The 23112-nt window shown below is 68.6% G+C and carries 17 protein-coding genes; 5 read left to right on the top strand and 12 right to left on the bottom strand.

Translation table 11 applies throughout. The features are described 5' to 3' along the window. The first annotated feature begins 369 nt into the window (after window positions 1-369). Complete coding sequence (locus AB7878_RS05105) at window positions 370-1533, top strand: hypothetical protein (protein WP_369493319.1); 1164 nt, start codon at window positions 370-372, stop codon at window positions 1531-1533. A 44-nt stretch (window positions 1534-1577) separates the two neighbouring features. Here the strand turns inward: AB7878_RS05105 and AB7878_RS05100 are convergent, their stop codons facing one another. The 3 genes from AB7878_RS05100 to AB7878_RS05090 all read right to left on the bottom strand — a co-directional run bounded on the left by AB7878_RS05100 (window position 1578) and on the right by AB7878_RS05090 (window position 6713). Continuing rightward, window positions 1578-2429, bottom strand: a complete 852-nt coding sequence (locus tag AB7878_RS05100; protein WP_369493318.1) for an SDR family oxidoreductase — start codon at window positions 2427-2429, stop codon at window positions 1578-1580. Then, entirely contained in the window at window positions 2429-4171 is a 1743-nt protein-coding gene (locus AB7878_RS05095) for a hypothetical protein (protein WP_369493317.1), read from the bottom strand. Before AB7878_RS05095 ends, AB7878_RS05100 begins: the two co-directional genes overlap by 1 nt. Window positions 4172-4571: 400 nt before the next feature. Beyond that, entirely contained in the window at window positions 4572-6713 is a 2142-nt protein-coding gene (locus tag AB7878_RS05090) for a RelA/SpoT family protein (RefSeq protein WP_369493316.1), read from the bottom strand. Between the two features lie 114 nt (window positions 6714-6827). On the opposite strand from AB7878_RS05090, the gene AB7878_RS05085 reads away from it, so the two are divergent. Further along, window positions 6828-7043 carry a hypothetical protein gene (locus AB7878_RS05085; RefSeq protein ID WP_369493315.1) on the top strand — a complete coding sequence of 72 codons (216 nt, stop codon included), beginning with the start codon at window positions 6828-6830 and terminating at the stop codon, window positions 7041-7043. Here AB7878_RS05085 and hrpA read toward each other — a convergent pair. Beyond that, window positions 7035-11183, bottom strand: coding sequence for an ATP-dependent RNA helicase HrpA (gene hrpA, locus AB7878_RS05080; protein WP_439653767.1), 4149 nt, complete (start codon window positions 11181-11183; stop codon window positions 7035-7037). The genes AB7878_RS05085 and hrpA overlap by 9 nt on opposite strands. A 125-nt stretch (window positions 11184-11308) precedes the next feature. Between hrpA and AB7878_RS05075 the strand changes: the two genes are divergently transcribed. Beyond that, entirely contained in the window at window positions 11309-11776 is a 468-nt protein-coding gene (locus AB7878_RS05075) for a Dps family protein (RefSeq protein WP_369493313.1), read from the top strand. Between the two features lie 15 nt (window positions 11777-11791). Here the strand turns inward: AB7878_RS05075 and AB7878_RS05070 are convergent, their stop codons facing one another. After that, window positions 11792-12844: a class I SAM-dependent methyltransferase gene (locus AB7878_RS05070; RefSeq protein WP_369493312.1), complete on the bottom strand. Its 1053-nt coding sequence runs from the start codon at window positions 12842-12844 to the stop codon at window positions 11792-11794. Window positions 12845-12977: 133 nt separating this feature from the next. Here AB7878_RS05070 and AB7878_RS05065 point away from each other — a divergent pair, with 133 nt between their 5' ends. After that, window positions 12978-13670 (top strand): helix-turn-helix transcriptional regulator, encoded by a 693-nt coding sequence (locus tag AB7878_RS05065; RefSeq protein ID WP_369493311.1) that lies wholly within the window; start codon window positions 12978-12980, stop codon window positions 13668-13670. 95 nt (window positions 13671-13765) lie between these two features. Here AB7878_RS05065 and AB7878_RS05060 read toward each other — a convergent pair whose 3' ends face one another. The 7 genes from AB7878_RS05060 to AB7878_RS05030 are packed head-to-tail and all read right to left on the bottom strand — an operon-like array spanning window position 13766 to window position 21457. Then, entirely contained in the window at window positions 13766-16432 is a 2667-nt protein-coding gene (locus AB7878_RS05060; RefSeq protein ID WP_369493310.1) for a M16 family metallopeptidase, read from the bottom strand. A gap of 57 nt (window positions 16433-16489) precedes the next feature. Beyond that, entirely contained in the window at window positions 16490-16813 is a 324-nt protein-coding gene (locus AB7878_RS05055) for a hypothetical protein (protein WP_369493309.1), read from the bottom strand. Continuing rightward, on the bottom strand, window positions 16810-17130 hold the full coding sequence (locus AB7878_RS05050) for a hypothetical protein (RefSeq protein ID WP_369493308.1): 321 nt from the start codon (window positions 17128-17130) through the stop codon (window positions 16810-16812). Before AB7878_RS05050 ends, AB7878_RS05055 begins: the two co-directional genes overlap by 4 nt. 10 nt (window positions 17131-17140) lie before the next feature. Continuing rightward, window positions 17141-18679 carry a hypothetical protein gene (locus AB7878_RS05045; RefSeq protein ID WP_369493307.1) on the bottom strand — a complete coding sequence of 513 codons (1539 nt, stop codon included), beginning with the start codon at window positions 18677-18679 and terminating at the stop codon, window positions 17141-17143. A 3-nt stretch (window positions 18680-18682) separates the two neighbouring features. After that, window positions 18683-20149: a hypothetical protein gene (locus tag AB7878_RS05040; RefSeq protein WP_369493306.1), complete on the bottom strand. Its 1467-nt coding sequence runs from the start codon at window positions 20147-20149 to the stop codon at window positions 18683-18685. Continuing rightward, window positions 20146-21039 carry an ABC transporter ATP-binding protein gene (locus tag AB7878_RS05035; RefSeq protein ID WP_369493305.1) on the bottom strand — a complete coding sequence of 298 codons (894 nt, stop codon included), beginning with the start codon at window positions 21037-21039 and terminating at the stop codon, window positions 20146-20148. Before AB7878_RS05035 ends, AB7878_RS05040 begins: the two co-directional genes overlap by 4 nt. A 34-nt stretch (window positions 21040-21073) precedes the next feature. Beyond that, window positions 21074-21457, bottom strand: coding sequence for a GntR family transcriptional regulator (locus AB7878_RS05030; protein WP_369493304.1), 384 nt, complete (start codon window positions 21455-21457; stop codon window positions 21074-21076). Between the two features lie 118 nt (window positions 21458-21575). On the opposite strand from AB7878_RS05030, the gene AB7878_RS05025 reads away from it, so the two are divergent. Beyond that, window positions 21576-23066, top strand: coding sequence for an alpha-L-fucosidase (locus AB7878_RS05025; protein ID WP_369493303.1), 1491 nt, complete (start codon window positions 21576-21578; stop codon window positions 23064-23066). Window positions 23067-23112: the final 46 nt, after the last annotated feature.

Genomic DNA, 23112 nt, shown 5'->3' with positions numbered 1-23112 from the left:
ACCGGCGAAAAACTGGCCGGCATCCCTGCCGGCCATCCTGCGGACTTTCCTCCACCCACCCGCCGCGCCATAGGGGCCCCGGGTAAAACAGCGCGCTCCCGGCGCGCACTCGGACGCAGCCGCTGCGCGGCTGCGGAAACACGAAGATTCTAATTGCCTTCGTCCCCTTTACGAACATGTACCCTCATCCCGCTGTATCCTCCCTGCTGCATCCTTAATTAGCGGGGGAAGGCAATGTGGGACGAGAAGACGCCGTGTGCCATAGTGCGTGCCAGACTGTTACGAATGCCGCCACACAGGGTTTACGACGAGCTAAGGGAATATGGCACTTACATTAACTCTCGTGGCTGGTTATTCGGGAACGATGACTTGGAACAGGCGCTGTACGGTCAGGCTGAGCCTCTGATCGACTTGGGCCTCGCCCAGTTCGGAGTAAATCGAAAAGTCACGTCAGAGCTTTATGCACGTTCCTTTTTGAAGGCCAGCGATCCAGATTACAGTCGTGCGATCCGGCTTGCGGTGCTTGGCAATCAAGGCTTGGCGCGTTCGAGCTGGGCTGCCAGCCATTGCCCCGTCGACGACTATGAGTTGGCACGCCTCATTTCGACGGATGGCCAAGACAGATTGGATGAGTTGGACGTACTGTTACGTAATCCGGGCGCAAAGGCGACACTGGCACGCTTGTTCAATCGGGGCGCACCCTTCGACCGGGCGACCCACGAACGCCAGTCGTGGATGATCGGAGTCGCCGCCTACAATCCGTGCATTAATGAGGATGAAAGCAGTCCGGATGGCCCCGACCTTGCTGCTTGGGACCTGCAGAATGGGATCTGGAAACTGGTGCAGACACTGCCGGTCAGCCAAGCTTCCATCGGGGCGCTTTGCCAGCTTCTAGTGGTGGTCGACCCGCGACGAACGCACTCTCCAGACGAAGATCCCATCCCGGCAGTCAAACGGTGGCAGGCGGTCGCACTAGACGATCAGTTCAAGGAATATCACGCCGGTTACACGACTCTTAACTATGCCGAGGAATTTTGTTGTCTTGCCGCCGCGTTATTTGGGCGCTGGTACGACCGGACAACCAAAAAACTAGTTTACGCAGGCGCAATCGACAGTCCTGAACTTACCCGACGCTGCGCGTATTACGGCCACGCGGTACTTACCATCGAACAGATGAGACAGGCACACGACAAGGATGCGGCCGCATTCACGCTCGCTGCTCTATGTAACGCGCAACTCATCCAAAGCCAAAAAACGCGAGAAGTTTTCGAGAACACCTCGATGCTGGAAAACAGCGCACTTTGGGATCTTTACCACCAACGTTGCAAGGAGCTGCTTGGCATGAAGCCTCCGGCAGAAGAGTGCGCGTCACTGTCGACGTCAGAGCAGGCAAGCTTGGAACGAATTGAGAGCGGGTTCGCGAGTCTTGCAGCTGATCTCGCACAGCGGCTCAAGGCGCAATCGACGAATGCATGGTGGGTGCTCGCGTTGCTTGTCGTGATCTTGATCACGGTGTGGTCGCGACATTCCTAAGTTTTCCCACGCTGCGAAATCCGTCTGGGAAGATCAGCGTCGCGTTATCTCTTCACCGGAAACCACATCTCCGCCTCCGGCCGAAACGCCCGCGGCGTCACGCCGAGCAACCGCTCCAGCTCGCCGTTGTCGGCGATCAAATCCGCATCAAGCCTCGCGAGCGGCCCGCGCAGCTTCGCGGGCGCGAAGCGTTGGCCCGCGTGCAGCAGCCACGAAGGCAGCGGCAGCAGGAGATTGGCGTGGGGCAGGGTGTTCCGGACGCGAGCGAACATCTCGTGGGCGGTGAGGCGTTCGCCGCCGCCGATGGGGAGGATGCGGCCGGCGCTGGCGGGGCAGGCTAGGGCGGCGAGTACGGCGAGGGCGATGTCGTCGGCGTGCACGGGTTGGCGCAGGCCGCGGCCGGCGGGGAGCGGGAAGACGCGGGTGCGCCAGGCGCGGCGGGCGATGGGGCTGAGGCTCTTGTCGAGGCCGGCGCCGTAGATCAGGGTGGGGCGCAGCACGGTCCACGGCGCGCCGTGGCGGGCGCAGGCGGCGGCGAGCGCCTGTTCGCCGTCGCGCAGCTGCTGGGCGAGCGCGCGTTCGGCGGGCATGGCGGAGTCGCGCTTGGTTTCCGCGCTCATCGAGCTGGTGGCGATCACGCGCGGTGGTTCGCTGCCGAAGTCGGTGCGGGCCAGCCACTGCGCGAACGGGCCTAGCGGGCCGAAGCTGATGATGGCCGCGGGGCGGGGCAGTTCGCGGGGCAGGGCGTCGGGCAGGCTGCCTTGCAGCCAGCGCAGACCGGTTTGCGAGGTGCGGGCATGGCGGCTCAGCGCCGTCACCGTGGCGCCGTGGGCGAGCAGGCGCGGCAGGAGGAAATGGCCGATCTGGCTGCTGCCGCCGAATACCAGGACCGTCATCAGGTCCCCGACTGCAGGCGGGCGGTGAGGTCGAGCACGCGGGGGTGGTTCGGCGCGAGCTTGCGCGCCTGTTCCAGCGCTTGCATGGCGCCGGCGCGGTTGCCGCTGGCGAGCTGGCGGTCGGCCTGGTCCAGCCAGGCGCCGGCGAGGCGCTGGCGCAGGATGTTCTGCGAGGCGTCGCCAGGGGCGAGGTCGGCGAGGTTGTCCAGCATCTGGCCGGCGCGCGCGAGGTCGCCGGCGGCCAGTGCGCGGTTGAACAGTTGCAGCACTACGCCCGGCAGGGCTTGCAGGCCGTGTTGCGCGACGGCGCTGTTGCCGTCGATCGCCAGTGCGTTGCGGTAGAGGTCGTAGGCACTCTTGCCGGGCGGCAGCATGATGTCGCCGCGTTGCGTGGCGGCCTGCGCCTGCTGCAGCAGGCTGGCGATCTGCTCGCTCTGCTGCGGCGTCAGCGCGGGATGCAGCAGGCCGGCGTCGGCGGCGGAATCTTCGTCGGCGGGGGCGGTGGCTTTCGGCGCGGCGCCGGGCTTGATGCCGGTTTGGGGGCTGGACTTGGCTTGCGCCATGCCTTGCAGGCGTGCGCGGGCGGCGGCGAGGTCGGCGGATTTCGGCGCCAGCGCCGCGGCATGGTCGAGCAGGGTGCCGGCCTGCGCGGCGTCACCGGCGTCCATCGCCGCGTTGGCCTGCACGGTCAGCGCCTGCGCCACCTTGCCCAAGCCGGCTTCGGCCTGCGGGTTGTCGGGGGCGAGCGCGAGCGCGGCCTTGTAGTGCGCCAGCGCGGTGTCGTCGCCGGGGCCGTCGATGCGGCCGGCGCGCAGCGCGTCGTCACCCTGCTGCAGGGCGGCGTCGAGCGCGGCGCTGTCCTGCTGGCGTACCTGTGCGCGGGCGGCGCGCAGGCCGGGCAGGGCGGCGTTGTTGGGCTGCAGCGCGGCGAGTTGTTCGATGTCGGCGTCGGCGGTGGTGCCGTCGTTCGCGTCCAGCGCCTTCTGCGCCTGCGCGGCCAGCGCGTCGCCGACCTGGTCCAGGCCGTGGCGCGCCACCGCGTTGCCGGGATCGGCCGCGAGCACCTGCCGGTACAGCGCGCCAGCGCCGTGCTCGCCGCCGTACTGGCCGGCGGCAAACGCCTGCTGCGCCTGATCCACCAGGGTCGAGACCTGCACCTGCGAGCCGCGTTTCGCGGCGATCATCTTGTCGAGCCGGTCGACGTCGCTGCCGCCGCCCAGCAGTTCGCGCGCCACCGCGGCTTTCTGCGCGGCCACGTCGAGCTGGCCGGCTTGCAGCGCGGCGTCGGCCTGCGAGACTTCGGCCATGCCGACCTGGTGCAGGCCGTTGCGCGCGGCGTCGTTGTCCGGCTCCAGCGCCACCGCGGCCTGGAACAGTTCGCGCGCGCTGTTGCCGTCGTCGCCGTCCAGATGGCCAGCGGCCAGCGCCTGCTGCGCGCGGCTGAGCACGTCGTTGAGTTCGGTGCGCGGCAGCAGGTTGCGCAGGCGGTTCTGCTCGATCCACGCGCCACCCACCACGCCGATCAGCGCCAGCACCAGCACGGGCACCAGCCAGCCGCGACGACGGGAGCGGCGCGGCAGCTTCGAGGCACGGCGCCAGCCGCGCGGCTCGGCGTCCACCGAGGGCAGGTCGTCGGGCGGTGCGGCGCTGCGCGGCGGTTCGTCGAGCCCGCCCAGATCGCCCAGCGTGGGCTCGGTGCGTCCGCGGTGGTCGGATTCGTGCTGGTCGCGGCGTCTGCTCATGGGGTTGGGAAGTTCAAATGAACCATATTGAAGAGTGCGGCCATGGATGGCCGCCCGTGTGACTCATGCGATCAAGGATGATCGCAGTGAAACCCGAGTGCGGCCATGGATGGCCGTCCGTGTGACTCATGCGATCAAGGGTGATTGCAAGGAAACTTCCTGATTGGCAACATGGATCAGCCGGTACCTCCACCGTTCACCCCCGGATCAAGTCCGGGGCAGGCTCTGAGCGTAGGCCCGCAGGGCCGAAGTCGAAGGGTTGCAGTTGGGCGCTTCGACTTTGCTTGCTGTCGCAAGCTACGCTCAGCGCGAACGGAACTTTCTGGCTGAGCGTCGCGGCTCATCGTGGGGAACTTTAGCATCGTGTTGCCGCGGTGCCGCATCGCGCGGGAACACGCGTTCAGGCTGGCGTGCGCGAGCCACCGATGCGCCGCGCCTCCAGCACGTTCGGCAGCGCCAGCAGACGGCCCAGCAGGGTGGAGAGCTGCTCGAAGTCGCGCACGCGCAGCGCGAAGCGCATCCCCACCTCGCCGCTCCTGGCGTCGGCGCGGCTGGAGGAGGCGATGATCGGGATGTTCGCGTTGCTGATCGTGCCGGTGACGTCCTTCTGCAAGCCCTTGCGGTCGTAGCCGCGCAGCTCGATGTCCACCTCGTAGGCCTGGGCGCTGGCCTTGCCCCAGTTCACCTCGATCACCCGGTCCGGATCGCGCCGCGCCAGCCGCGCGAGGCTGGCGCAGTCGGCGCGGTGCACCGACACGCCGCGGCCCTTGGTGACGTAGCCGCGCACCGGGTCGCCGGGCAGCGGCTGGCAGCAGCGCGCCAGCGTGGTGAGCAGGTTGCCGATGCCCTCGATGCTGAGCGCGCCGGGATCGCGCGCCGGCGCCGGGCGCACGGGCGCCAGCGGCAGTGCCGGCTCGGCGTCCTCCGGCTGGGCGATGTCCTGCAGCGCGCGGGCGATCTGGCCGGTGCTGATCTCGTTGAGCGCCAGCGCCACCAGCAGCTCGTCCTGGTTCTTCAGGTGGAAGTGCGCGGGCAGTTTCGTCAGACCCACCTCGGCCAGGGCGAGGCGCTTCAGTTCGCGCTCGAACATCACGCGGCCCACCGCGAGATTGGCGTCGTGCGCCAGCCGGCGGAACCACGCGCGCACCTTGTCGCGCGCCCGCGAGCTGTTGAGGTAGCCGTGGTGCGGCGACAGCCAGTCGCGGCTGGGCTCGGCCTGCTTTGCGGTGAGGATCTCCACGCGGTCGCCGCTCTGCGGCTGGAAGGTGAGCGGCACGATGCGGCCGTTGACCTTGGCGCCGCGGCAACGGTGGCCCACCTCGGTGTGCACGTGGTAGGCGAAGTCCAGCACGGTGCCGCCGTGCGGCAGGTCCACCACCTCGCCCTTCGGCGTGAGCAGGTAGACGCGATCCTCCATCAGCGCGGTCTTGAGGTCGGCGGCCAGCGCGCCCTCGTCCTCGCTGCGCGTGTCCAGCAGCTTGCGCATCCAGGCGATCTTCGCCTCGAACTCGGCATCGGCACCGCCGCCTTCCTTGTAGCGCCAGTGCGCGGCCACGCCGAGCTCGTTCGCGCGGTGCATCTCGTGGGTGCGGATCTGCACTTCCAGCGTGCGGTCGCGCGGGCCGATCACCGCGGTGTGCAGCGAGCGGTAGCCGTTGCCCTTGGGACGCGCGAGGTAGTCGTCGAATTCGCGCGGCAGGTGCGGCCACAACGTGTGCACCACGCCCAGCGCGGCGTAGCAGTCGGCCACCGAATCGACCAGCACGCGCACCGCGCGGATGTCGTACAGCTCGGCGAACTCAACGCCCTTTTTCTGCATCTTCTTCCAGATGGAATAGATGTGCTTGGGCCGCCCGGCCAGCTCGGCGCGGATGCCGGCGGCCACGAGCGCGTCGCCCAGCATGGCCAGTGATTCGCGGATGAAGGCCTCGCGGTCGGCGCGGCGCTCGTCCAGCAGCTTCGCGATGCGCCGGTAGGTATCCGGCTCCAGGTGGCGGAAGGCGAGATCCTCCAGCTCCCACTTCAGCTGCCAGATGCCGAGGCGGTTCGCGAGCGGCGCGTGGATGTCGCGGGTGAGCCGCGCCAGTTCCAGCCGCTCGGCCTCGGGCAGCGCCGCCGCCGCGCGCATGCGCGCGAGCTGGCGCGCCAGCAGCACGAACACCACGCGCAGGTCGCGGATGATCGCCAGCAGCAGCCGGCGCAGGCCTTCGGAGCCGCCGTCCCTGGCGTGTTGCGCGTGCAGCGCCCATACCTGCTCGGCGGCCTGCTGGCCTTCCACCAGCCGGCGCACGTCTGCCGGCAACCGCGGGGCCTCGGCCTGCCACAGCGCGGGATCGACGCGCGACAGCGCGAACCACAACGCCGCCGCCTGGGTGGGCGCGTCGCAACCCAGCATCGCCAGCAGGTCGAGCACGTCGGCGCATTCAGCCTGGTCCACCGGCCGCGCCAGGCAGGCTTCCAGCGCCGCGGCCAGCGCGGGCGGCAGCGTGCCGGCGCGGTCGCGCCAGGCTTGCAGGCGAGCAGATTGCGGGTGCGTGGTCATGGCCGGGACCGTATCGGGTGCATCCATTTTAGGTGGATTGCCGGCGCTTGGCTTTGCCGGCCACCGGCCACAGAATCATGCCGATCCACCTTTCGGTTTCGGCAGGACTTGTCCATGCGCTGGTTGCGTTCCCTGTTGGCGGTATTGCTGGCCGCCGGCGTCACCCTGGTGGGTGCGTGGCTGCTGATGGCGTGGAGCGACGCGGGCGCGCCGTCGCTGCTCGACTTCACGCAGCAGCATCCGGTGTTGGGCGCCGTGTTCGGTGTGCTGTCCACCGTGCTCGTGCTGATGTCGGCGCTGTGGCAGCGACGCAAGCGCAAGTCACGCTGAGGCGATCGCTTCCAGCGCCTTCGCGAGGCGCTTGGCCGATACCGGCTCGGCGGTCTTCAGTTCCTGCGCGAACAGCGACACGCGCCATTCCTCGATCAGCCAGCGCAGTTCGCCGAGGCCTTCGTCGCCGGCGGCGCGGTGCTTCAGGTACTCGCGCCAATACGGCAGCACCTGCAGCATGCGCTGCTGGTCCTTCGCGGGGTCCTGGCGCAGGCGTTCGCCGCGCAGGCGCATCGCCTTGAGGTAGCGCGGGTAGTGGGCGAGGCGATCCGGCGGCAGTTCGCGCAGGAAGCCGGGCGCGAGCAGGGCGTCGAGCTGCTCGCGCAAGTCGTCGTAGCTGGCGCGGGCGAAACCCAGCAGCGGCGGTTGCAGCCAGGGCCGCAGTTCGGCCTGCGCCTCGATGATCGGTTCGGCGAGTTTCAGCCGTTCGATGGCGCCGGCGAACAACTCGCGCGCAGCCTGCGTGTGCAGTGCGGCGAACGCGCCCGCGCTGCACACGTCGAGGTCGAGCCGCGCCACGAGATCGGCGAGGCCGCCTTCAACCAGGTCTTCGCGCAGGCCGTCCACGCCGCCCAGCGAGGCGTATTTCAGTGCCAGCGGGTTGCTGATCGGCAGGCGGCGGCGCGCCTGTTTCAGCTCGCTGGCCAGCGCGTTGCGCAGCAGGCGCAGCACGCCGTCGAGGTGGGCGGCAGCGGCCTCGTCGCGACGCTCGAACACGCGCAGCGCCACGGCGTCGCCAAGGTCGACCAGCGCGGGGAAGGCGAGCAGGTTGCCCTTGGAGCGCACCTCGCGGGGGATCTCCTCGAAGTCCCACGCGGTGACGTCCTCGCGGGTGAGCTCCACGTCGGTCTTCTTCGAGAACGCTTCGCGCGCGCGGCCTTCCCATTCGGCGCGCAGCGCGGCGAGGTCGCGGCTGGCGGCGAGCGTGCGGCCGCTGTCGTCGTGCACGCGGTAGCGCATCAGGAAGTGCGGCGCGAGTTCCACCGCAGCGAATTCGCCGGCGTCGATGGCCACGCCGGTGGCGCGCTTCAGGAACGCAGCCAGCGCCGTGGCCAGCGGCTCGTCGCGCGGCGCCTCGGCTTCGGCGAAGGCGCGCGCGAAGTCCGGCGCGGGCACGAAGTTGCGGCGCAGCGCCTTGGGCAGGCCGCGGATCAGTTCGGCGGCCTTGTCGGCCAGCAGGCCCGGCACCAGCCATTCGCAGCGTGCGGCGGGCAGGGCGTTCAACATCGCCAGCGGCAGGTGCAGGGTGACGCCGTCGGCCTCGTCGCCGGGCACGAAGCGGTATTCGAGGCGGTAACGTTGCGCTGCCCCACCCTTCGGTGCGATCTCCAGCGTCGCGGGAAACGCTTTCGGATCGAGCCCCGCGCCGCCGACCATCACGTCATCCAGCGACCAGCGCAGCGCGGCCTGCTCGGCGGGACGCGCGTGGCGATACCACGCATCCAATGCACGGCTGGATGAAATGTCTTCCGGCAGCTTGTCGCGGAAGAAGTCGACCAGCTCGTCCTCGTGGCGGATCAGGCCCTCGCGGCGCTGTTTCGCTTCGATGCCCTGGGCGTCTTCGAGCACGCGCTGGTTCGCGCGCACGAAGTCGGCGCGCGCCTCGATGTCGCCGCGCGCCAGTGCCTCGCGCAGGAAGATCTCGTGGGCCAGCGTGGGATCCTGTTTCTCGAATGTCACCGCCCGGCGCTCGACCAGGTTCAGGCCAAACAGACTCACCTGCTCGTAGGCCACCACGCAGCCGCGCTTCTTCGACCAGTGCGCGTCGCGGCAGGAGGATTTCAGCAGATGCGCAGCCTGCTGCTCGACCCATACGGGCTCGATGCGTGCGCACATCATCGCCCACACCTTGCCGCCCACATCGAGGATCTGCGCGGCGAAGATCCAGTTCGGCGGCACCTTCGCCAGCGCCGAGCCGGGGAAGACTTGGAACTTGCGCTCGCGCGTGCCCTGGTAGATGCCGCGCTCGTCCTTGCGGCCGACTTGGGTGGGCAGGCCGGCGAGGAGGGAGCGGTGAATGTTTTCGAATTGGCGCGCCGCCTCATCCTCACTCCCTCTCCCCTCCTGGGAGAGGGTTGGGGTGAGGGGTTGGGGCTTGCGTGAGCGTCCGTGCGAAGCGTCTTTGTTCTTGTCAGTTCTCCGCGAGCTTGCCCCCCTCACCCCAGCCCTCTCCCCCAAGCTCTGCTTGGGGGAGAGGGGGCCAAGAGCAGGCGAGGGAGAGGGAGCTTGAGCATCCAGCTTCCACCCCAACTCCTGCACCACCAGCAGCAACTGCCGATGCAGCTCGCGCCATTCGCGCATGCGCATGAAGCTGAGGAAATGCCGCGAGCACCAGTCGCGCAGTTTCGATTGCGTCAGTTCCTCGTGTGCCTTGTGGTAGTCGCGCCACAGGTTCAGTACGCCGACGAAATCCGACTTGGGATCGGCAAACGCCGCATGCGCCTGATCGGCCTGCTGGCGCGCGTCGGCGGGGCGTTCGCGCGGATCCTGGATGCTGAGGAAGGAGACCACCGTCAGCAGCTCGCGCAGCGCGCCGAGTTTTTCCGCCTCCACCAGCATGCGCGCGAGCTGCACGTCGATCGGCAGCTTCGCCAGCGTGCGGCCGGTGGCGGTGAGCGCGCGCGCCGCGTCGATGGCGCCGATCTCGGCGAGGCGGCGGTAGCCGTCGGCGACCACGCGCGGATCGGGCGCGTCGAGGAAGGGGAAGTCGTCCACGTCGCCCAGCTTCAGCGCCAGCATGCGCAGGATCACGTTGGCCAGCGAGGAGCGCAGCAGTTCGGGGTCGGTGAAGGCGTTGCGCACGGCGAAATCCGCCTCGTCGTAGAGGCGATAGCAGATGCCCGGGCCGATGCGGCCGCAGCGGCCCTTGCGCTGGTCGGCGGCGGCCTGCGAGATGGGCTCCACGTGCAGGCGTTCCAGCTGGCTGCGCTGGCTGTAGCGCTTCACCCGCGCGCTGCCGGTGTCGACCACGTAGCGGATGCGCGGCACGGTGAGCGAGGTCTCGGCCACGTTCGTCGCCAGCACCACGCGACGCTTCGGGCCGGGCTTGAACACGCGGTCCTGGTCGGTGGCGGACAGCCGCGCGTACAGCGGCAGGATCTCGGTTTCGCGGTACTGGCGGCGCGACAGCAGCAGGTGCGCGTCGCGGATCTCGCGTTCGCCGGGCAGGAACACCAGCACGTCGCCGGGGCCGCCGCCCAGGCTGCGGTCGGCGATGATCTCGTCCAGCACGGCGGCGATGTGTTCGGCGCTGCCTTGCTGGAAAGCAAAACCGGGGTCAGAGTGGCCTTTCGCCTGCGAAAGGCCACTCTGACCCCGGTTTTGCCCTGCCGGCCGCCAGCGCAATTCCACCGGATACGCGCGCCCCTCAACCGACACCACCGGTGCGCCGCCGAAGTGCTCGGCGAAGCGCGCGGTGTCGATGGTGGCCGAGGTGACGATGATCTTCAGCTCGGGCCGCTTCGCGGCGAGCCGCTTGAGATACCCGAGCAGGAAGTCGATGTTGAGGCTGCGCTCGTGCGCCTCGTCGATGATCAGCGTGTCGTAGGCTGACAGCCACGGATCGCCCTGCGTCTCGGCGAGCAGGATGCCGTCGGTCATGAACTTCACCAGCGTGCGTTCGCTCACCTGGTCGGTGAAGCGCACTTGGAAGCCCACCTGGTCGCCGAGTGGCGTGCCCAGTTCCTCCGCCACGCGGCGCGCCACCGAACGCGCGGCGAGCCGGCGCGGCTGGGTGCAGCCGATCAGTCCCGCCTCGCCACGACCGGCGGCGAGGCACAGCTTGGGCAACTGCGTGGTCTTGCCCGAACCGGTCTCGCCGGCGATCACCACTACCTGGTGCTCGCGGATCAGCTTGACGATCTCGTCCGCACGCGCGGTGATCGGCAGCGATTCGTCCAATCGGATCGCGGGCTTGGCCGCGGCGCGGGTGCGGCGTTTCGCGGCGGAGATTTCGATATCCGCGGCGAGCATCGCCAGCTTGTCCGCGTCCGGCCGTTTCGACAGCCCGCGCCAGCGCCCCAGCAGGCGACCGAAGTCGTGGCTGCACACGCCGTCCAGCGCCCGGCGCAGTTCGCGCAGGGGGCGGTCGGCGGCGGGCGCGGGGCGCTGGCGGTTCGGGTCGTTCATGGGACCGCACATGATAGCGGCAGGCCGGTGGCGGCTCGATAGCCTGCCGCTATCGACAGCATCGCAAGGATTCATTTCACCGGCACGCGACGTATCGCTACCGTAAGCCCATCCACTCACGCCACGAGGAGCACACCATGGCCACGAACATCGGTATCGCCAGGAAGGATCGCGAAGCCATCGCCAGGCAGTTGTCCAAGCTGCTGGCCGACACCTATTCGCTGTACCTCAAGACGCACAGCTTTCACTGGAACGTCACCGGCCCGCAGTTCAACAGCCTGCACGCGATGTTCGAGACCCAATACAACGAGCTGTGGCTGGCCGCCGACGAGGTGGCCGAGCGCATCCGCACGCTGGACATGTTCGCGCCCGGTTCCTACAGCCAGTTCGCCAAGCTCGGCTCGATCAAGGAGGAGGCCGGCGTGCCGGAATGGAAGGTGATGGTGGGCCAGCTGGTGGAAGGCCACGAGATCGTGGCGCACACCGCGCGCAGCGCGATCAAGCTGGCCGACAAGGCCGGCGACGAGGGCACCGCCGACATGCTGACCGGCCGGTTGAAGGCGCACGAGAAGACCGCGTGGATGCTGCGCTCGCTGCTGAAGTGAGCCCGCACGGCGCGGCTACGGCCGCGCCTCCAGCACGATGTTGAATGGCGTCTCGGTGGCGCGGCGGAAGCGGCGGAAGCCGCCGCCGTCGACCATCACCGCGCGCAGGCGCGCCTCGCCGGCCTGCGCGCCCAGCGCCGGCCCCTTGCGGGCCAGCGAGACCGGCACGCAGATCTGCGAGGAGGCGCCGTAGTACACGCGCCCGACCGGGTTGAGGTTGTCCTGCACGCGGTCGCCCGCGAACGGCTCCACCAGCATGCAGTTGCCATCGTCCTTCAGAGCCTGCCGCGCGTGCCTGGCCGCGCCCACCGGGTCGCCCATGTCGTGCAGGCAGTCGAAGAAGGTGATCAGGTCGTAGTCCCGGCCCGGGTAGCTCGTGGCATCGGCTACTTCGAACGAGGCGTTTGCCACGCCCGCCGCCTTGGCGCGGTCGCGCGCCACGTCGATCGAGGGCGCGTGGTAGTCGTAGCCGACGAAGCTCGAATGCGGGAACGACTTCGCCATCAGCACCGTGCTGGCGCCGTGGCCGCAGCCGATGTCGGCCGCGCGGCCGCCCTTGCCGAGCTTGTCCATCACACCATCGAGTGCCGGCAGCCAGCTGCCGACCAGGTTCGCGTTGTAGCCGCCGCGGAAGAAACGTTCGCAGCCGCGGAACAGGCAGGGATGGTGCTCGCCCCACTCCATACCCTCGCCGTTGCGGAAATGTTCCAGCGTGCGCGACTTGGCATGGAATACCGCCTCGACGAGTTCGTACGCCCCCGGCAGGTCGGCCGGTCCGTTCGGGTCGGCCAGGCACAGCGCCTGTTCCTCATTGAGGCCGTACTTGTCGTTCGCGGCGTCGTATTCGACGTAACCGCCGGCGGCCTGGTTGCCCAGCCACTCGCGCACGTAGCGCTCGGCGGTGCCGGTGCGCTTCGCCAGTTCGGCCGCGGCAAGTGGTCCGGCGGCCAGCGCCTTGTAGAAACCGAGTTCGTCACCGATCAGGATCAGGCTGGCGCTGATCGCCGCCCCGAGATCGCCGACCGCCTTGCCCAGAAAGGCATGCAAACGCTCTGTATCGACAGCCATGGGACCGCTCCGGATCGCTGCCGCCACGGCGGCAGCGGAGTAGGATGAATGCCCTGTTTACGCCGTCGTTCGTGCCGCAGCCTGTCCCAAACGGGATGGGGCGAATGAGGGCAGCGGTGGCCGCGAAGTCATCATGGGCAAGCGCCCGCAACAGCTGGTTGCCTGGGAAATTCCCGCATCGCCGTTCGATGCGCCGGATTTTTCCGTGCCAGCGATTCCCGCCACCGTCCTGCAGCAGGTGCTCGACCGACTGGTGACCGGCGTGATCCTCGTCGACGCGGCAGCGCGTCCCCGTTACCTGAATCGGCAGGCGCGCGCGATCCTGGCGGAACACGACGGCCTGGTCGTGCGACCCGGCGGCTTGCACGCCGCCACCGCCGGCGACACGCAGCGCCTGCGCCGTGCCGTGGCGCTGGCCGGATGTGGCCTGCCGGACGACGGCAGGCTGCTGCGAGGCCGGATGCGGCTCGCGCTGCCGCGCCCTTCGGCGCGGTTGCCGCTGCTGCTCAATCTCAGCTCGCTGACTTCCCGGCCACCGTCGTGGGTGGCGATCTTCATCACCGTCCCCGATGGTCGCCTCTCGATGTCCCGTGAGGCGATCGCCGAGGCGTTCGGACTGACTCCGCGCGAAGCCGCACTGGCCGGTCTGCTGGCCGAAGGCCATCCGCTGCGCGACTGCGCCCGCCTGCTGCGCTTGGGCGAGGGCACCGCCCGCAACCACCTCAAGCACGTGTTCGAGAAGACGCTGATGCACAGCCAGATGCAGCTGGTGACCCGGCTGCAGCGCTGCGCCGCACCGTGCCGTCAGCCTCGCGGGTCGGGATGAATCCCGACCTGCGTCAGCCATCCCCGTGGGTCGAGATTCATCCCGACCGTGCATGAGGAGTCGGGACAAATCCCGACCCACGTCATCAGAAAGGGTCAGCCCTTCGGCGCCGGCCCCTTCACCGCGGTGACCAGTCCATCCGGCCGCAGGTATTTCGCGAACGCCTGCTGCACCTCGGGCGCGGTCAGCTGCAGGTAGTGCTGGCCGGCGATGGTCATCGCATCCAGCGGCTTGCCTTCCTGCGACAGCGTGAGCAACTGGCCGCCGATTGCGCCGAAGCTGGATTCGCCCAGCGGGATGCGCCGCAGCAGGATGCCCTTGGCCTGCTTCAGCTCGGTGTCGGTCACCGGCTGCTGCTGCATCTGCCTGAGGTTCTGCACCACCAGCGCGCTGGCGGCGCCCACCTTGTCGGGATCGCAGCCGAAGAACACCTTGTAACTGCCGCGGTGCTTGCGTGCATCCAGACCCACGCCCACGGTGTAGACCAGGCCGTGCTTCTCGCGCAGGTCGCGGGTGAGCCGCGAGGCGTAGAAGCCGCCGCCCAGCACCTGGTTGCCAAGGTTGATCGCGAAACGGTCCGGGTTATCGAAGGTGATGGCGATGGTCTGCGCCATGTCCACGCTGTCCTGCACCGCGCTGGCGTCGGGCACGTGCAGCTTGCCGGGTTTGTTCGCGGGTACGGCGGCGTAGTTGGTATCGGGCTTCGGCCCTTGTGCCTTCCAGTCGCCGAAGGCCTGCTCGATCACGTTCTTTGCCTGCGCCGGATCGACCTTGCCGACCACCACGATGATGGTCAGGTCGGGGCGGAAGGTCTGCGCGTAATACGCCTTTACCTTGTCCAAGGTCAGCGCCATCACGTTCTGCGGCGTGGGATGGCGCAGTGCGGGATCATTGGCCGGCAGCAGCGCCTTGTCCAGCCCCTGCTCGAACAGGAAGCCGGGCGACTGCAAGATGCCGGCCGCCGCACCTGCGACTTGCCGCTGCACCACCGAGAAGGCCTGCGCGGGCAGGGCGGGACGCAGTTCGTTGTCGGCGAGCAGCTTCACGCCCTCGGCGAAGTGCGCGGACGGCACCGCCAGCGAGAAGCTGGCGCCGGCGCTCTCGTGCGCGCTGATCGCATCCAGCGCCTGCTGGAACGCGAGCCGGTCCAGGTGTTCGGTGCCGAACGGAAACAGGCCTTCCAGCACGTCGGCCACGCCTTCCTCGCCCTTGGGCGCCTGCAGGTCCTGGTTGGTCTGGACGGCGCCGTAGAGTTCCACCGTGTCGCTGATCGTTTCCGGCTGCACGATCAGCTTGAGGCCGTTCGGCAAGGTGTAGGCGACGGGCTGCAGTGAGGACTTCGGCACTTCGAGCTTCGCGAACGCCTGCTCGGCCCAGGCCGGCAGCTGCACCGGCTTGTCGGGTGTCGAAGCGAAGCTCTCGGCGCCGCCGAAGCCCTTGCCCGCCACCGGCTTGCCCGAGCTTTCCGGGGTGAGGATTGCGGTGATCGCATGCGCGTGGTCGAAGGTCTGCTTCGCCAGCGCATCCACCGCGGCAGGCGTCACCGCCTCGATCGCGGCCTTGATCGCGTCGGGCGATTCGGCGTCCTGGAACGCAAGCGCGTGCGACCACGCGTTGGCGAGGCCGTCCACCGAATTCTTCTTGAACTCCAGGTCGGCGATCGCCTTGCGCTTGGCCGCGTCGACCAGCGCGGGGTCGATGCCCTTGCTCGCCGCGTCGGCGAGGATCGCCTGCATCTTCTTCAGGATCGGCGCGGGATCGCCGCCCTTGGGGAAGACGCCCACCGCCATGCCCACGCCGGCCTGCGGCATGCCCTGGTCGAAGAAGCCGCCGTACAGCGCGGTGCCGTCGAAGCCCATGCCGGCCAGCGCGGCGCGCTGCGAGCCCAGCGCCTGGCTCATGACCAGCGCGGTGGCGTAATCCTTCGAGGTGAGGCCGGGCATGCGGTAGCCCAGATAGACCGAGCCGTAGGGATTGTCGGTGGGCAGCTGCACCGTCTTCGCCTGCACCGGCTTGAACGCGAACGCCGGCCGCGCGGGCAGCGTCTTCTTCGCGATGCCACCGAATTCCTGCTTCACCTTCGCCAGCGTGGCGGCGGGATCGACATCACCGGCGATCACCAGGATCGCGTTGTTCGGCGCGTACCAGGTGTCGTGGAAGTCCTTCAGCATCGCCGCCGTGGTCTTGTCGAACGAGGGGCGCGTGCCCAGCGGCGTGTGCGCGTACGGCGTGCCGGAGAACATCTGTTCCAGCATCTGCGTGTAGAACTTGAAGTCGGGGCTGGAGAGGTCGCGCGAGACTTCCTGCTCGATCGCGCCGCGCTCCTTGTCCCATTCCTTGGCGCTCATGTCCACGCCGCGCATGCGCAGCGCCTGCACGTGCAGCGCCACATCCAGGTCCTGCGTGGGCGCCACGAAGTAGTATTGCGTCACGCTTTGCGTGGTGTCGGCGTTGAACGCGCCGCCCATGTTCGCCGCGATCGCCGCGAGCTGGTCCTTCGACAGGCCCGGACTGCCGCGGAACATCATGTGCTCCACCGCGTGCGCGGTGCCGGGGAAGCCCGCAGGCACCTCGTCGGAGCCCGCGAGGTAGTTCATCTCCGTGGTGACGACCGGCGCCAGCGTGTCGCGCACGATCACCACGCGCAGGCCGTTGTCCAGCGTGGCGCGGGTGACGTCGGAGTCGTTGGTGGCAGCGAACGCGCCGCCGGTGGCCAGGGCCAGGCCGATCGCGGCGGCCAGTCGCAGTACTCGCTTCTTCATCGTGCTTCCTTGGATCGTTCGAGAAGGCGGACGCGGGCCTCGCGTCCCGAGGTGAAATCATTCGTCGGGTTTGCTCGTCGCGCCGTCGCGCCATGCGCGTGCTGCCGCGAGTATCGGCGCACGCGCATCACGGTGAATGAGGTATAGCGTCAGGAAGACCAGCACCAGCCCCGCCAGCCAGAGCGCTTCGACCATGGCTGTCGGCCAGTGCAGGTCGGCAATGATTGACGCACCCGACGCCAGCACGCACGCCGTCGTCGCCAACCGCAGCAGGCGGTGGCGTCTGGATGCCGTACTGCGCTGCGACGCGATGAGGGTGGATGCCTCGAGAACCGGCATGCCGAACTCTTGCTGCAGTTGCCTGACGGTGATGAATCTCATGGGGCGTTGCCTGCGTCGGTGGTGTCGGCTGCGCGCTGGCGGCTTGGCATGCCCGGCTGCATCGCGGCCCAGACGAGGCCGAGGCTGGCTCCGAGCACCAGTGCGTGCCAGGCTGCCAGCGCAGGCCACAGCAAGGGCAAGCCTGCGCCCAGCAGCGCGCCGATCAAGGCGAAGCAGATGCCGTGTAGCAGGCGCTCACCGTGCCGGCCGCCATGGCGACGTGCCAGCCAGCGCAGACCGGTGATCAGCGCGGCTGCCAGCAACGCGGCCAGCACGCACGATACAGCGCCGCTCACGATGGCCAGGATAGGGCTCATGACTTCCTCCTCAATTCACCAGAAACGGATGCGGCCGCTGCTGCATGCCCAGCCAGCCGCGTCGCCCCAGCCACAGCAGCAGCGTGGCAGCGCCGGCCCACGCGATGGCCAGTCCTGCGACGATGCCTTCGCCCAGCGGCTGCGGGTGGCGTCCCAGTGTGGTGAACATCGGCACGAAAGTGCTTGCGGATACGAGCAGGCCCATGCCGGTCATCAGCACGGCCAGTCCCCAGCCCGGTAGCGGCGAGCCGCCGAACACGCCCAGCACCAGCGCAACGACGGTGGCGGCGCAGCCCAACTGGGCCAGCGCCACGAACAACAACATCAGCGGGCCGGTATGCATGGCGAGCGCCGCGCCCAGCACCAACGCCAGCAGCAGGGCCTGCAGCCCAAGCGGCCGGCCCAGCGCCGCGCGCAACAGGTGGCGGCGCAGCGGGGCGGCCTCGCCCAGGCCAGGCAGCAGGGCGAGCAGGGGCAGTTCGGCATTCGCGCGGTGCCAGCGCGCCCAGGGCAGCAGGCTACCCATCGCCATCAGCGCCAAGCTGCCCATCACACCCAGCCAGCCCACCACGTTGACGCCCACGCCAAGCATCAGCTCGCGCAGCACGTCGCCATGCGCCTCGCCGGCCTGCATGACCGCCATGAGCGGGATGAACAGCAGCAGGGGCAGGCCGAGGCGGGCGAAGCGCCGCCAGTGACCACGCAGGTTCTGCGGCGCATAGCCTTCGCCCAGCGCCACGCGCAGCGCGAGCACCGGCGAGTTCGGGCCGACGCCATCGAGGCGCACCGATGGCGCGGCCCTGCCCTGTCGCAGGCGGGCCGCTGCGGCATCGTCATGCCGCAGCGTGTTGCCCCAGGCTGCGCCCAGCACGCCGTAGCTCCCAGCCATCGCGCCGTTGCGGCGGTACTGCATCACCATCGCACTGCCCATGCCCGTCTCTGCGGTCGTTTCGGCGTGCAGCAGTTGCCGCCAGCGGATCGCGCACACCGTCACCAGCACGGCGAGTATCACCAAGCCCGGTGGAATGAAACCCGATTGGCCGGGAAATGGAATGTGCACAAGATGCCGCGCACCAATGGCCAGCGCCGGCAGGAAGCCGAGCACCATGGTGAAGTAGCGCGGCAGCAAAGGTGAGGCCAGGCCGATGCTCGCCGCCAGCGCCGCCACCAGCGCAATGGTGGTGGCATCGCCACCCATCGGCACGAAGAGCGCCAGCGGCAAGGCCATCGAGGCGAGGCCGTACAGCAGCAAACTTCCCGCGATGGACCGCCCGATGCCGGGCAAGCGCATGCGCCGCGCGTCGATGTCCACCAGCAGCAGGCACGCCATCACCGTCATCCAGAAATATCCCGCTCCGAAGGCGTAGAGCGCCAGCCCGAAATGCCAGCCGTGCGCGCCGCCCACGGTGAAGGCGACGCCCATGGCGGCCACGCATAGCAACAGACTGAATACGCCACCCAGCCAGCGCAACGAGCGGTGCACGGTGCGCCACGGCGTGATGAAGATGGTGAACGGAGACACGCCTGAGTACGGGTTCGTCTTGGTCATGGCTCAAGCCACCGGCAGGAACGGATGCGGCCTGTTTCGCAGGCGATGCCAGCCGAGCACGCCAAGTCGCAGCAGTGGCACGAACAATCCCGCCCATGCAATGGCGGCGGCCCATGCAACGGCGGGCTGGTGTATGAATGGCTGGTTGTCGACCATCGGCAGCGCGAGGACGACGCTGATGTTGACGAGCAGGTAGCCACAGGTGCACAGCACCATCAGCCAGCCATCGCGGACATGCACGCCGCCCAGCGTGACCAGAGCCAGGGTTGTCAGCATACCCATGCCGGTGAGCTGGCCCAGCAGCAACATGATGTCGGAGCCGGCATCCAGATGCAGGCTGGCGGCGAGTCCGAGCATGGCCAGTATCAGCAACGCCTGCACGCCGAGCGTGGGAAGCAGGTTGGCAAGCAGCAATTCACGCTTGATACGCATGGCGTCGCCCAGTCCCGGCAGCAAGGCCAGCAGCGGCAATTCCGCGTTGTGGCGGCTCCAGCGGCGCTGCAGCGTCTGCACCTGGGCCAGCGCCAGTACCGCACCCACGATGCACAGCGCGAAGACCAGTACGTTGGCGTTGTCGAAAATGCTGCGCAAGACGTCGTCGCCGTGCGAGGCCACCGCCATGACGAAGATGGGCAGGAGCATGCTGGCGAGCAGGATGCCAAGTTGCCGCCATCGACTGGTGGATGTCTGCGGCATGCTCCAGCCACCCATCGCGATGCGCAGGCTGTACATGGGGCGATCCGGGCCGCAATGGCGCAAGTCGGCCACGGGCTGCGCCCAGCGCCAGCGTCGGCGGATCTGCTGGACCTCCAGGTAGCTGCCGCGGCAGCGGCCGTACCACGCCAGCGTGCGCAGGTTGAGCATGATCGGCTTGCGCGCGCCGCTCAGGCCGAAATCGCGTCGCACGGCGCTGCGCCAGAAACCACCGATCAGCAGCCACAGCAGGACCGCGCAGGGCACGGCCCATGCGAGAAAGCGATCAGGCGAGGCCGAAGGCATGGGCAGCCACGGCCCCGCATGGTCGCTCAACATCGGGGTGAAGCAAACGATGATGCCGAGGTACGGCGGCAAGGTGGCGTAGGCCATGCCGAGGCCGGCACCCATCCCGATTTCGGTCAACGTCACGGCGACATTGCCGCCCAGCCATGCCAGCAACAGCGCGGGCAGGGCGATGGTGAGCAAGGCATACAGGGTCAGGCTTGCGGTGACCTCGCGGTCCAATACAGGCAGGCGCAGGCGATGGGCCTCGCGCGCCAGCAGCAGCGATTGCGACAGCACGCCGGCCCAGAAGATACAATCGATGAAGGCCATGGCGTGTCCGATATGGAACAGCCAGGTCGAGCGCTGGCGAGCGATCATGCCGCTGATCGCCACCACGGCGAGCAGGATGGCGAAGCAGATGCCGATCCCCTTGCGCCATGGCCTGGACAGCGCCATCCACGGCAAGGCCAACAGGCGCGCGAGTTTCATTCCGCGATCTCCACGAACAAGTCTTCCAGCCCCAGCGCATCGATGCGGGCACCAAGCAGGCTGGCGGCTTCGGGCCAGTGGTCTTGCGCGTCGCGTTCCACCACCAGGCTCAAGCTGCCGTCCTCATGGCGGCGACGGCTCAGCGCCTGGGTGGGCGCGGCGGCGCTCTTCGCTGCGGGCAGCCACAGCCGCGCGTAGCGTTCCTTGGTGTCGTCCACGCCGCAGCGCAGGATCAGCCGGCCTTCGTGCAGGAAGGCGATTTCCGAGGCCACGCGTTCCAGGTCCGAGACGATATGCGTGGAGAACAGCACCGTGGTGCCGCTCTCGCCCGCGCGCAGCGCCACCTCGCGCAGCAGTTCGCGGCGGGCCACCGGGTCGAGCGCGGCGGCCGGTTCATCCAGCACCAGCAGTTCGGGCTGCGAGGCGAGCGCGCGGATCAGGTCCACGCGCTGGCGTTCGCCGGGCGAGAGCTTGGCCAGCAGCTTGTTCGGCTGGAGCTTCCAGCGCTCCAGCGTCCTGTGCGCGAAGTCGGCGTCCCAGCGCGGGTAGAAGCGGCCCACGTAATCCAGCATCTGTTGCGCGGTGAGCCAGGCCAGCGCCTCGGGCTGTTGCGGCACGTAGGCGAGGCGGGCCTTGGCGTCATCGGAAAGTTTCAGCGCCGGCTCGCCGAATACACGTGCCTCGCCGGACAGGGGTTCGAGCAGGCCCAGCATGGCGCGGATCAGGGTGGACTTGCCTGCGCCGTTGCGCCCGATCAGGCCCAGCACGCTGCCGGGCTCCAGCGCGAGATCGACGCCGCGCAGCACGTTGCTGCCTTCATAGCAGTGGGTGAGGCCGCGCGCGGTGAGCGGCGCGATGGTGCTGGCGGTTTCCTTCAGTATGGCGTTCATGATCTTCCCCGGTTCCGTGGTGATGCGTTGAATGTCAGTCGTCCAGCAACCTGGTCAGCCGCCGCAATACCGGTTCGGCCGACAGTTCCAGTTCGCGCGCATGGCGGGCGAGTTCCAGCAGCTGCGGTTCGAGCAGGGCGAGGCGCTGGTTCTCGCTCTGGCTGGCGCGGCGCGTGGCAGCCACGGCCATGCCCTTGCCGCGCAGGCGTTCCAGCAGGCCTTCCGCCTCGGCCAGGCCGTAGGCGCGCGACACCGTCATCGGGTTGATCGCGTGGAAGCCCGCCACGTCGCGTACGGAAGGCAGCAGCTCGCCCGCGGTGAGTTGGCCGCCGGCGATCAGGCGGCGCAGCTGCTCCACGATCTGCCGGTAGATCGGCTCAGGCGCAGTGGGCTGGATCGTGAGCAGGGAGGCATCCATGTGTATCAATACAACAATACACTTGGACTGGCGTCAAGCATGACCGTTGGCAGGGGCCGCCGTCCGCGTGGAGCCTGTGCAAGACTTGGAGCCTGTCTGCAATCGTGAGGAATTGCCCATGGTCACCCGTCGCCGCATGCTGCAAGGGGCCGGAGCGCTGGCCCTGCTGTCGCCCTTCGGCAAGGGCTTCGGCCATGAGCAGGCCAAGGACGCGGCGCAGGTCGCGCAGCAGGAACATGCCAAGCCCGTGGGCGACGGATACGTGCCGGTCACCGATCCGCTGGTGCAGAAGAAGCTGGCGCAATGGTCGGACTGGAAATTCGGCCTCATCCTGCACTGGGGCCTCTACAGCGTGCTGGGTATCGTCGAGTCGTGGACGCTGTGCTCGGAGGACTGGATCAAGCGTCCTGGTGGCGTGCGGTACGTGGAGTGGAAGCGGCGCTACGAGCAGTTGCGCACGCAGTTCAACCCGGTGAAGTTCGATCCGGCGCAGTGGGCGGAGGCCGCGCACGCCGCCGGCATGCGCTACCTGGTGTTCACCACCAAGCATCACGACGGCTTCTGCATGTTCGACACGGCGCAGACCGGTTACCGCGTCACCGCGCCCGATGTGCCGTACCACGCGAACCCGCGCGCGAACATCGCCAAGGCGGTGTTCGATGCGTTCCGTCGGCGCGATTTCGGCATCGGCGCGTATTTCTCCAAGGCCGACTGGCACCATCCGGACTACTGGTCGCCGCTGTGGGCCACGCCGGACCGCAACAACAATTACGACGTGCGCAAGTACCCGGATCTGTGGAAACGCTTCGTAGCTTTCACCCACGCGCAGATCAACGAACTCACCACGCAGTACGGCGGCATCGACCTGATGTGGCTGGATGCCGGCTGGGTGAACGCGCACGAGCACCCCGACGCCAAGGCCCATGGCATGGAAGTGCCGTGGGCGCAGGACATCGACATGCCGGGGCTGGCCGCGATCGCGCGCCGCAACCAGCCGGGCATCGTGCTGGTCGACCGCGACGTCAGCGGTCCGTACGAGAACTACCGCACGCCCGAGCAGGCCGTGCCGGACCAGCCGCTGCCGTATCCGTGGGAAACCTGCATGACGATGGGCGGCTCGTGGTCGTGGAACCCGCACGACACCTACAAGTCGCCGCGCGAACTGGTGCACACCCTGGTCGGCATCGTGGCCAAGGGCGGCAATCTGCTGCTGGGCGTCGGCCCGCAGCCCGACGGCGAGTTGCCCGCGGTGGCGCTGGAGCGCCTGCGCGCGATCGGCGCATGGATGCAGGTCAACGGTTCGGCCATCCACGGCAGCCGGGTCATCGCGCCCTACAGCGAGGGCCGGTTCCGCTTCACTCAGGGCAAGGACGGCAGCGTCAACGCGATCTGGCTTGCCGACGAGGGCGAACAGGGGCCGCCGGCCAGCGTCGTGCTGCGCGCGTTCAAGCCGGCGCCGGGCGCGCGCCTGCAGGTGCTGGGCGCGGGTGGCGAACTGACGTGGCAGCAGCACGACGATGGCGTCCACGTCGACTTGCCGGAGGCCGTGCGCCGGCAACTGGCGGGTTCGCCTGCCTGGACGCTGCGCATTTCGGCCGTGCGCGCCTGATCCCCGGCGAGGCGTTTCCGGACGGAGCAGCTCGCCACCCGAGGCC

The sequence above is a fragment of the Rhodanobacter humi genome (genome assembly GCF_041107455.1).
Lineage (GTDB): Bacteria > Pseudomonadota > Gammaproteobacteria > Xanthomonadales > Rhodanobacteraceae > Rhodanobacter_A.
Note: the sequence above shows the minus strand (reverse complement) of the source record. Positions and strands in the feature narration are given on the sequence as shown.

Bases quoted from the DNA above. Each gene is read 5' to 3' on its own strand.
- AB7878_RS05100 (WP_369493318.1), bottom strand. From the start codon at position 2,429: ATGACGGTCCTGGTATTCGGCGGCAGCAGCCAGATCGGCCATTTCCTC.
- AB7878_RS05095 (WP_369493317.1), bottom strand. From the start codon at position 4,171: ATGAGCAGACGCCGCGACCAGCACGAATCCGACCACCGCGGACGCACC.
- AB7878_RS05090 (WP_369493316.1), bottom strand. From the start codon at position 6,713: ATGACCACGCACCCGCAATCTGCTCGCCTGCAAGCCTGGCGCGACCGC.
- AB7878_RS05085 (WP_369493315.1), top strand. From the start codon at position 6,828: ATGCGCTGGTTGCGTTCCCTGTTGGCGGTATTGCTGGCCGCCGGCGTC.
- hrpA (WP_439653767.1), bottom strand. From the start codon at position 11,183: ATGTGCGGTCCCATGAACGACCCGAACCGCCAGCGCCCCGCGCCCGCC.
- AB7878_RS05075 (WP_369493313.1), top strand. From the start codon at position 11,309: ATGGCCACGAACATCGGTATCGCCAGGAAGGATCGCGAAGCCATCGCC.
- AB7878_RS05070 (WP_369493312.1), bottom strand. From the start codon at position 12,844: ATGGCTGTCGATACAGAGCGTTTGCATGCCTTTCTGGGCAAGGCGGTC.
- AB7878_RS05065 (WP_369493311.1), top strand. From the start codon at position 12,978: ATGGGCAAGCGCCCGCAACAGCTGGTTGCCTGGGAAATTCCCGCATCG.
- AB7878_RS05060 (WP_369493310.1), bottom strand. From the start codon at position 16,432: ATGAAGAAGCGAGTACTGCGACTGGCCGCCGCGATCGGCCTGGCCCTG.
- AB7878_RS05055 (WP_369493309.1), bottom strand. From the start codon at position 16,813: ATGAGATTCATCACCGTCAGGCAACTGCAGCAAGAGTTCGGCATGCCG.
- AB7878_RS05050 (WP_369493308.1), bottom strand. From the start codon at position 17,130: ATGAGCCCTATCCTGGCCATCGTGAGCGGCGCTGTATCGTGCGTGCTG.
- AB7878_RS05045 (WP_369493307.1), bottom strand. From the start codon at position 18,679: ATGACCAAGACGAACCCGTACTCAGGCGTGTCTCCGTTCACCATCTTC.
- AB7878_RS05040 (WP_369493306.1), bottom strand. From the start codon at position 20,149: ATGAAACTCGCGCGCCTGTTGGCCTTGCCGTGGATGGCGCTGTCCAGG.
- AB7878_RS05035 (WP_369493305.1), bottom strand. From the start codon at position 21,039: ATGAACGCCATACTGAAGGAAACCGCCAGCACCATCGCGCCGCTCACC.
- AB7878_RS05030 (WP_369493304.1), bottom strand. From the start codon at position 21,457: ATGGATGCCTCCCTGCTCACGATCCAGCCCACTGCGCCTGAGCCGATC.
- AB7878_RS05025 (WP_369493303.1), top strand. From the start codon at position 21,576: ATGGTCACCCGTCGCCGCATGCTGCAAGGGGCCGGAGCGCTGGCCCTG.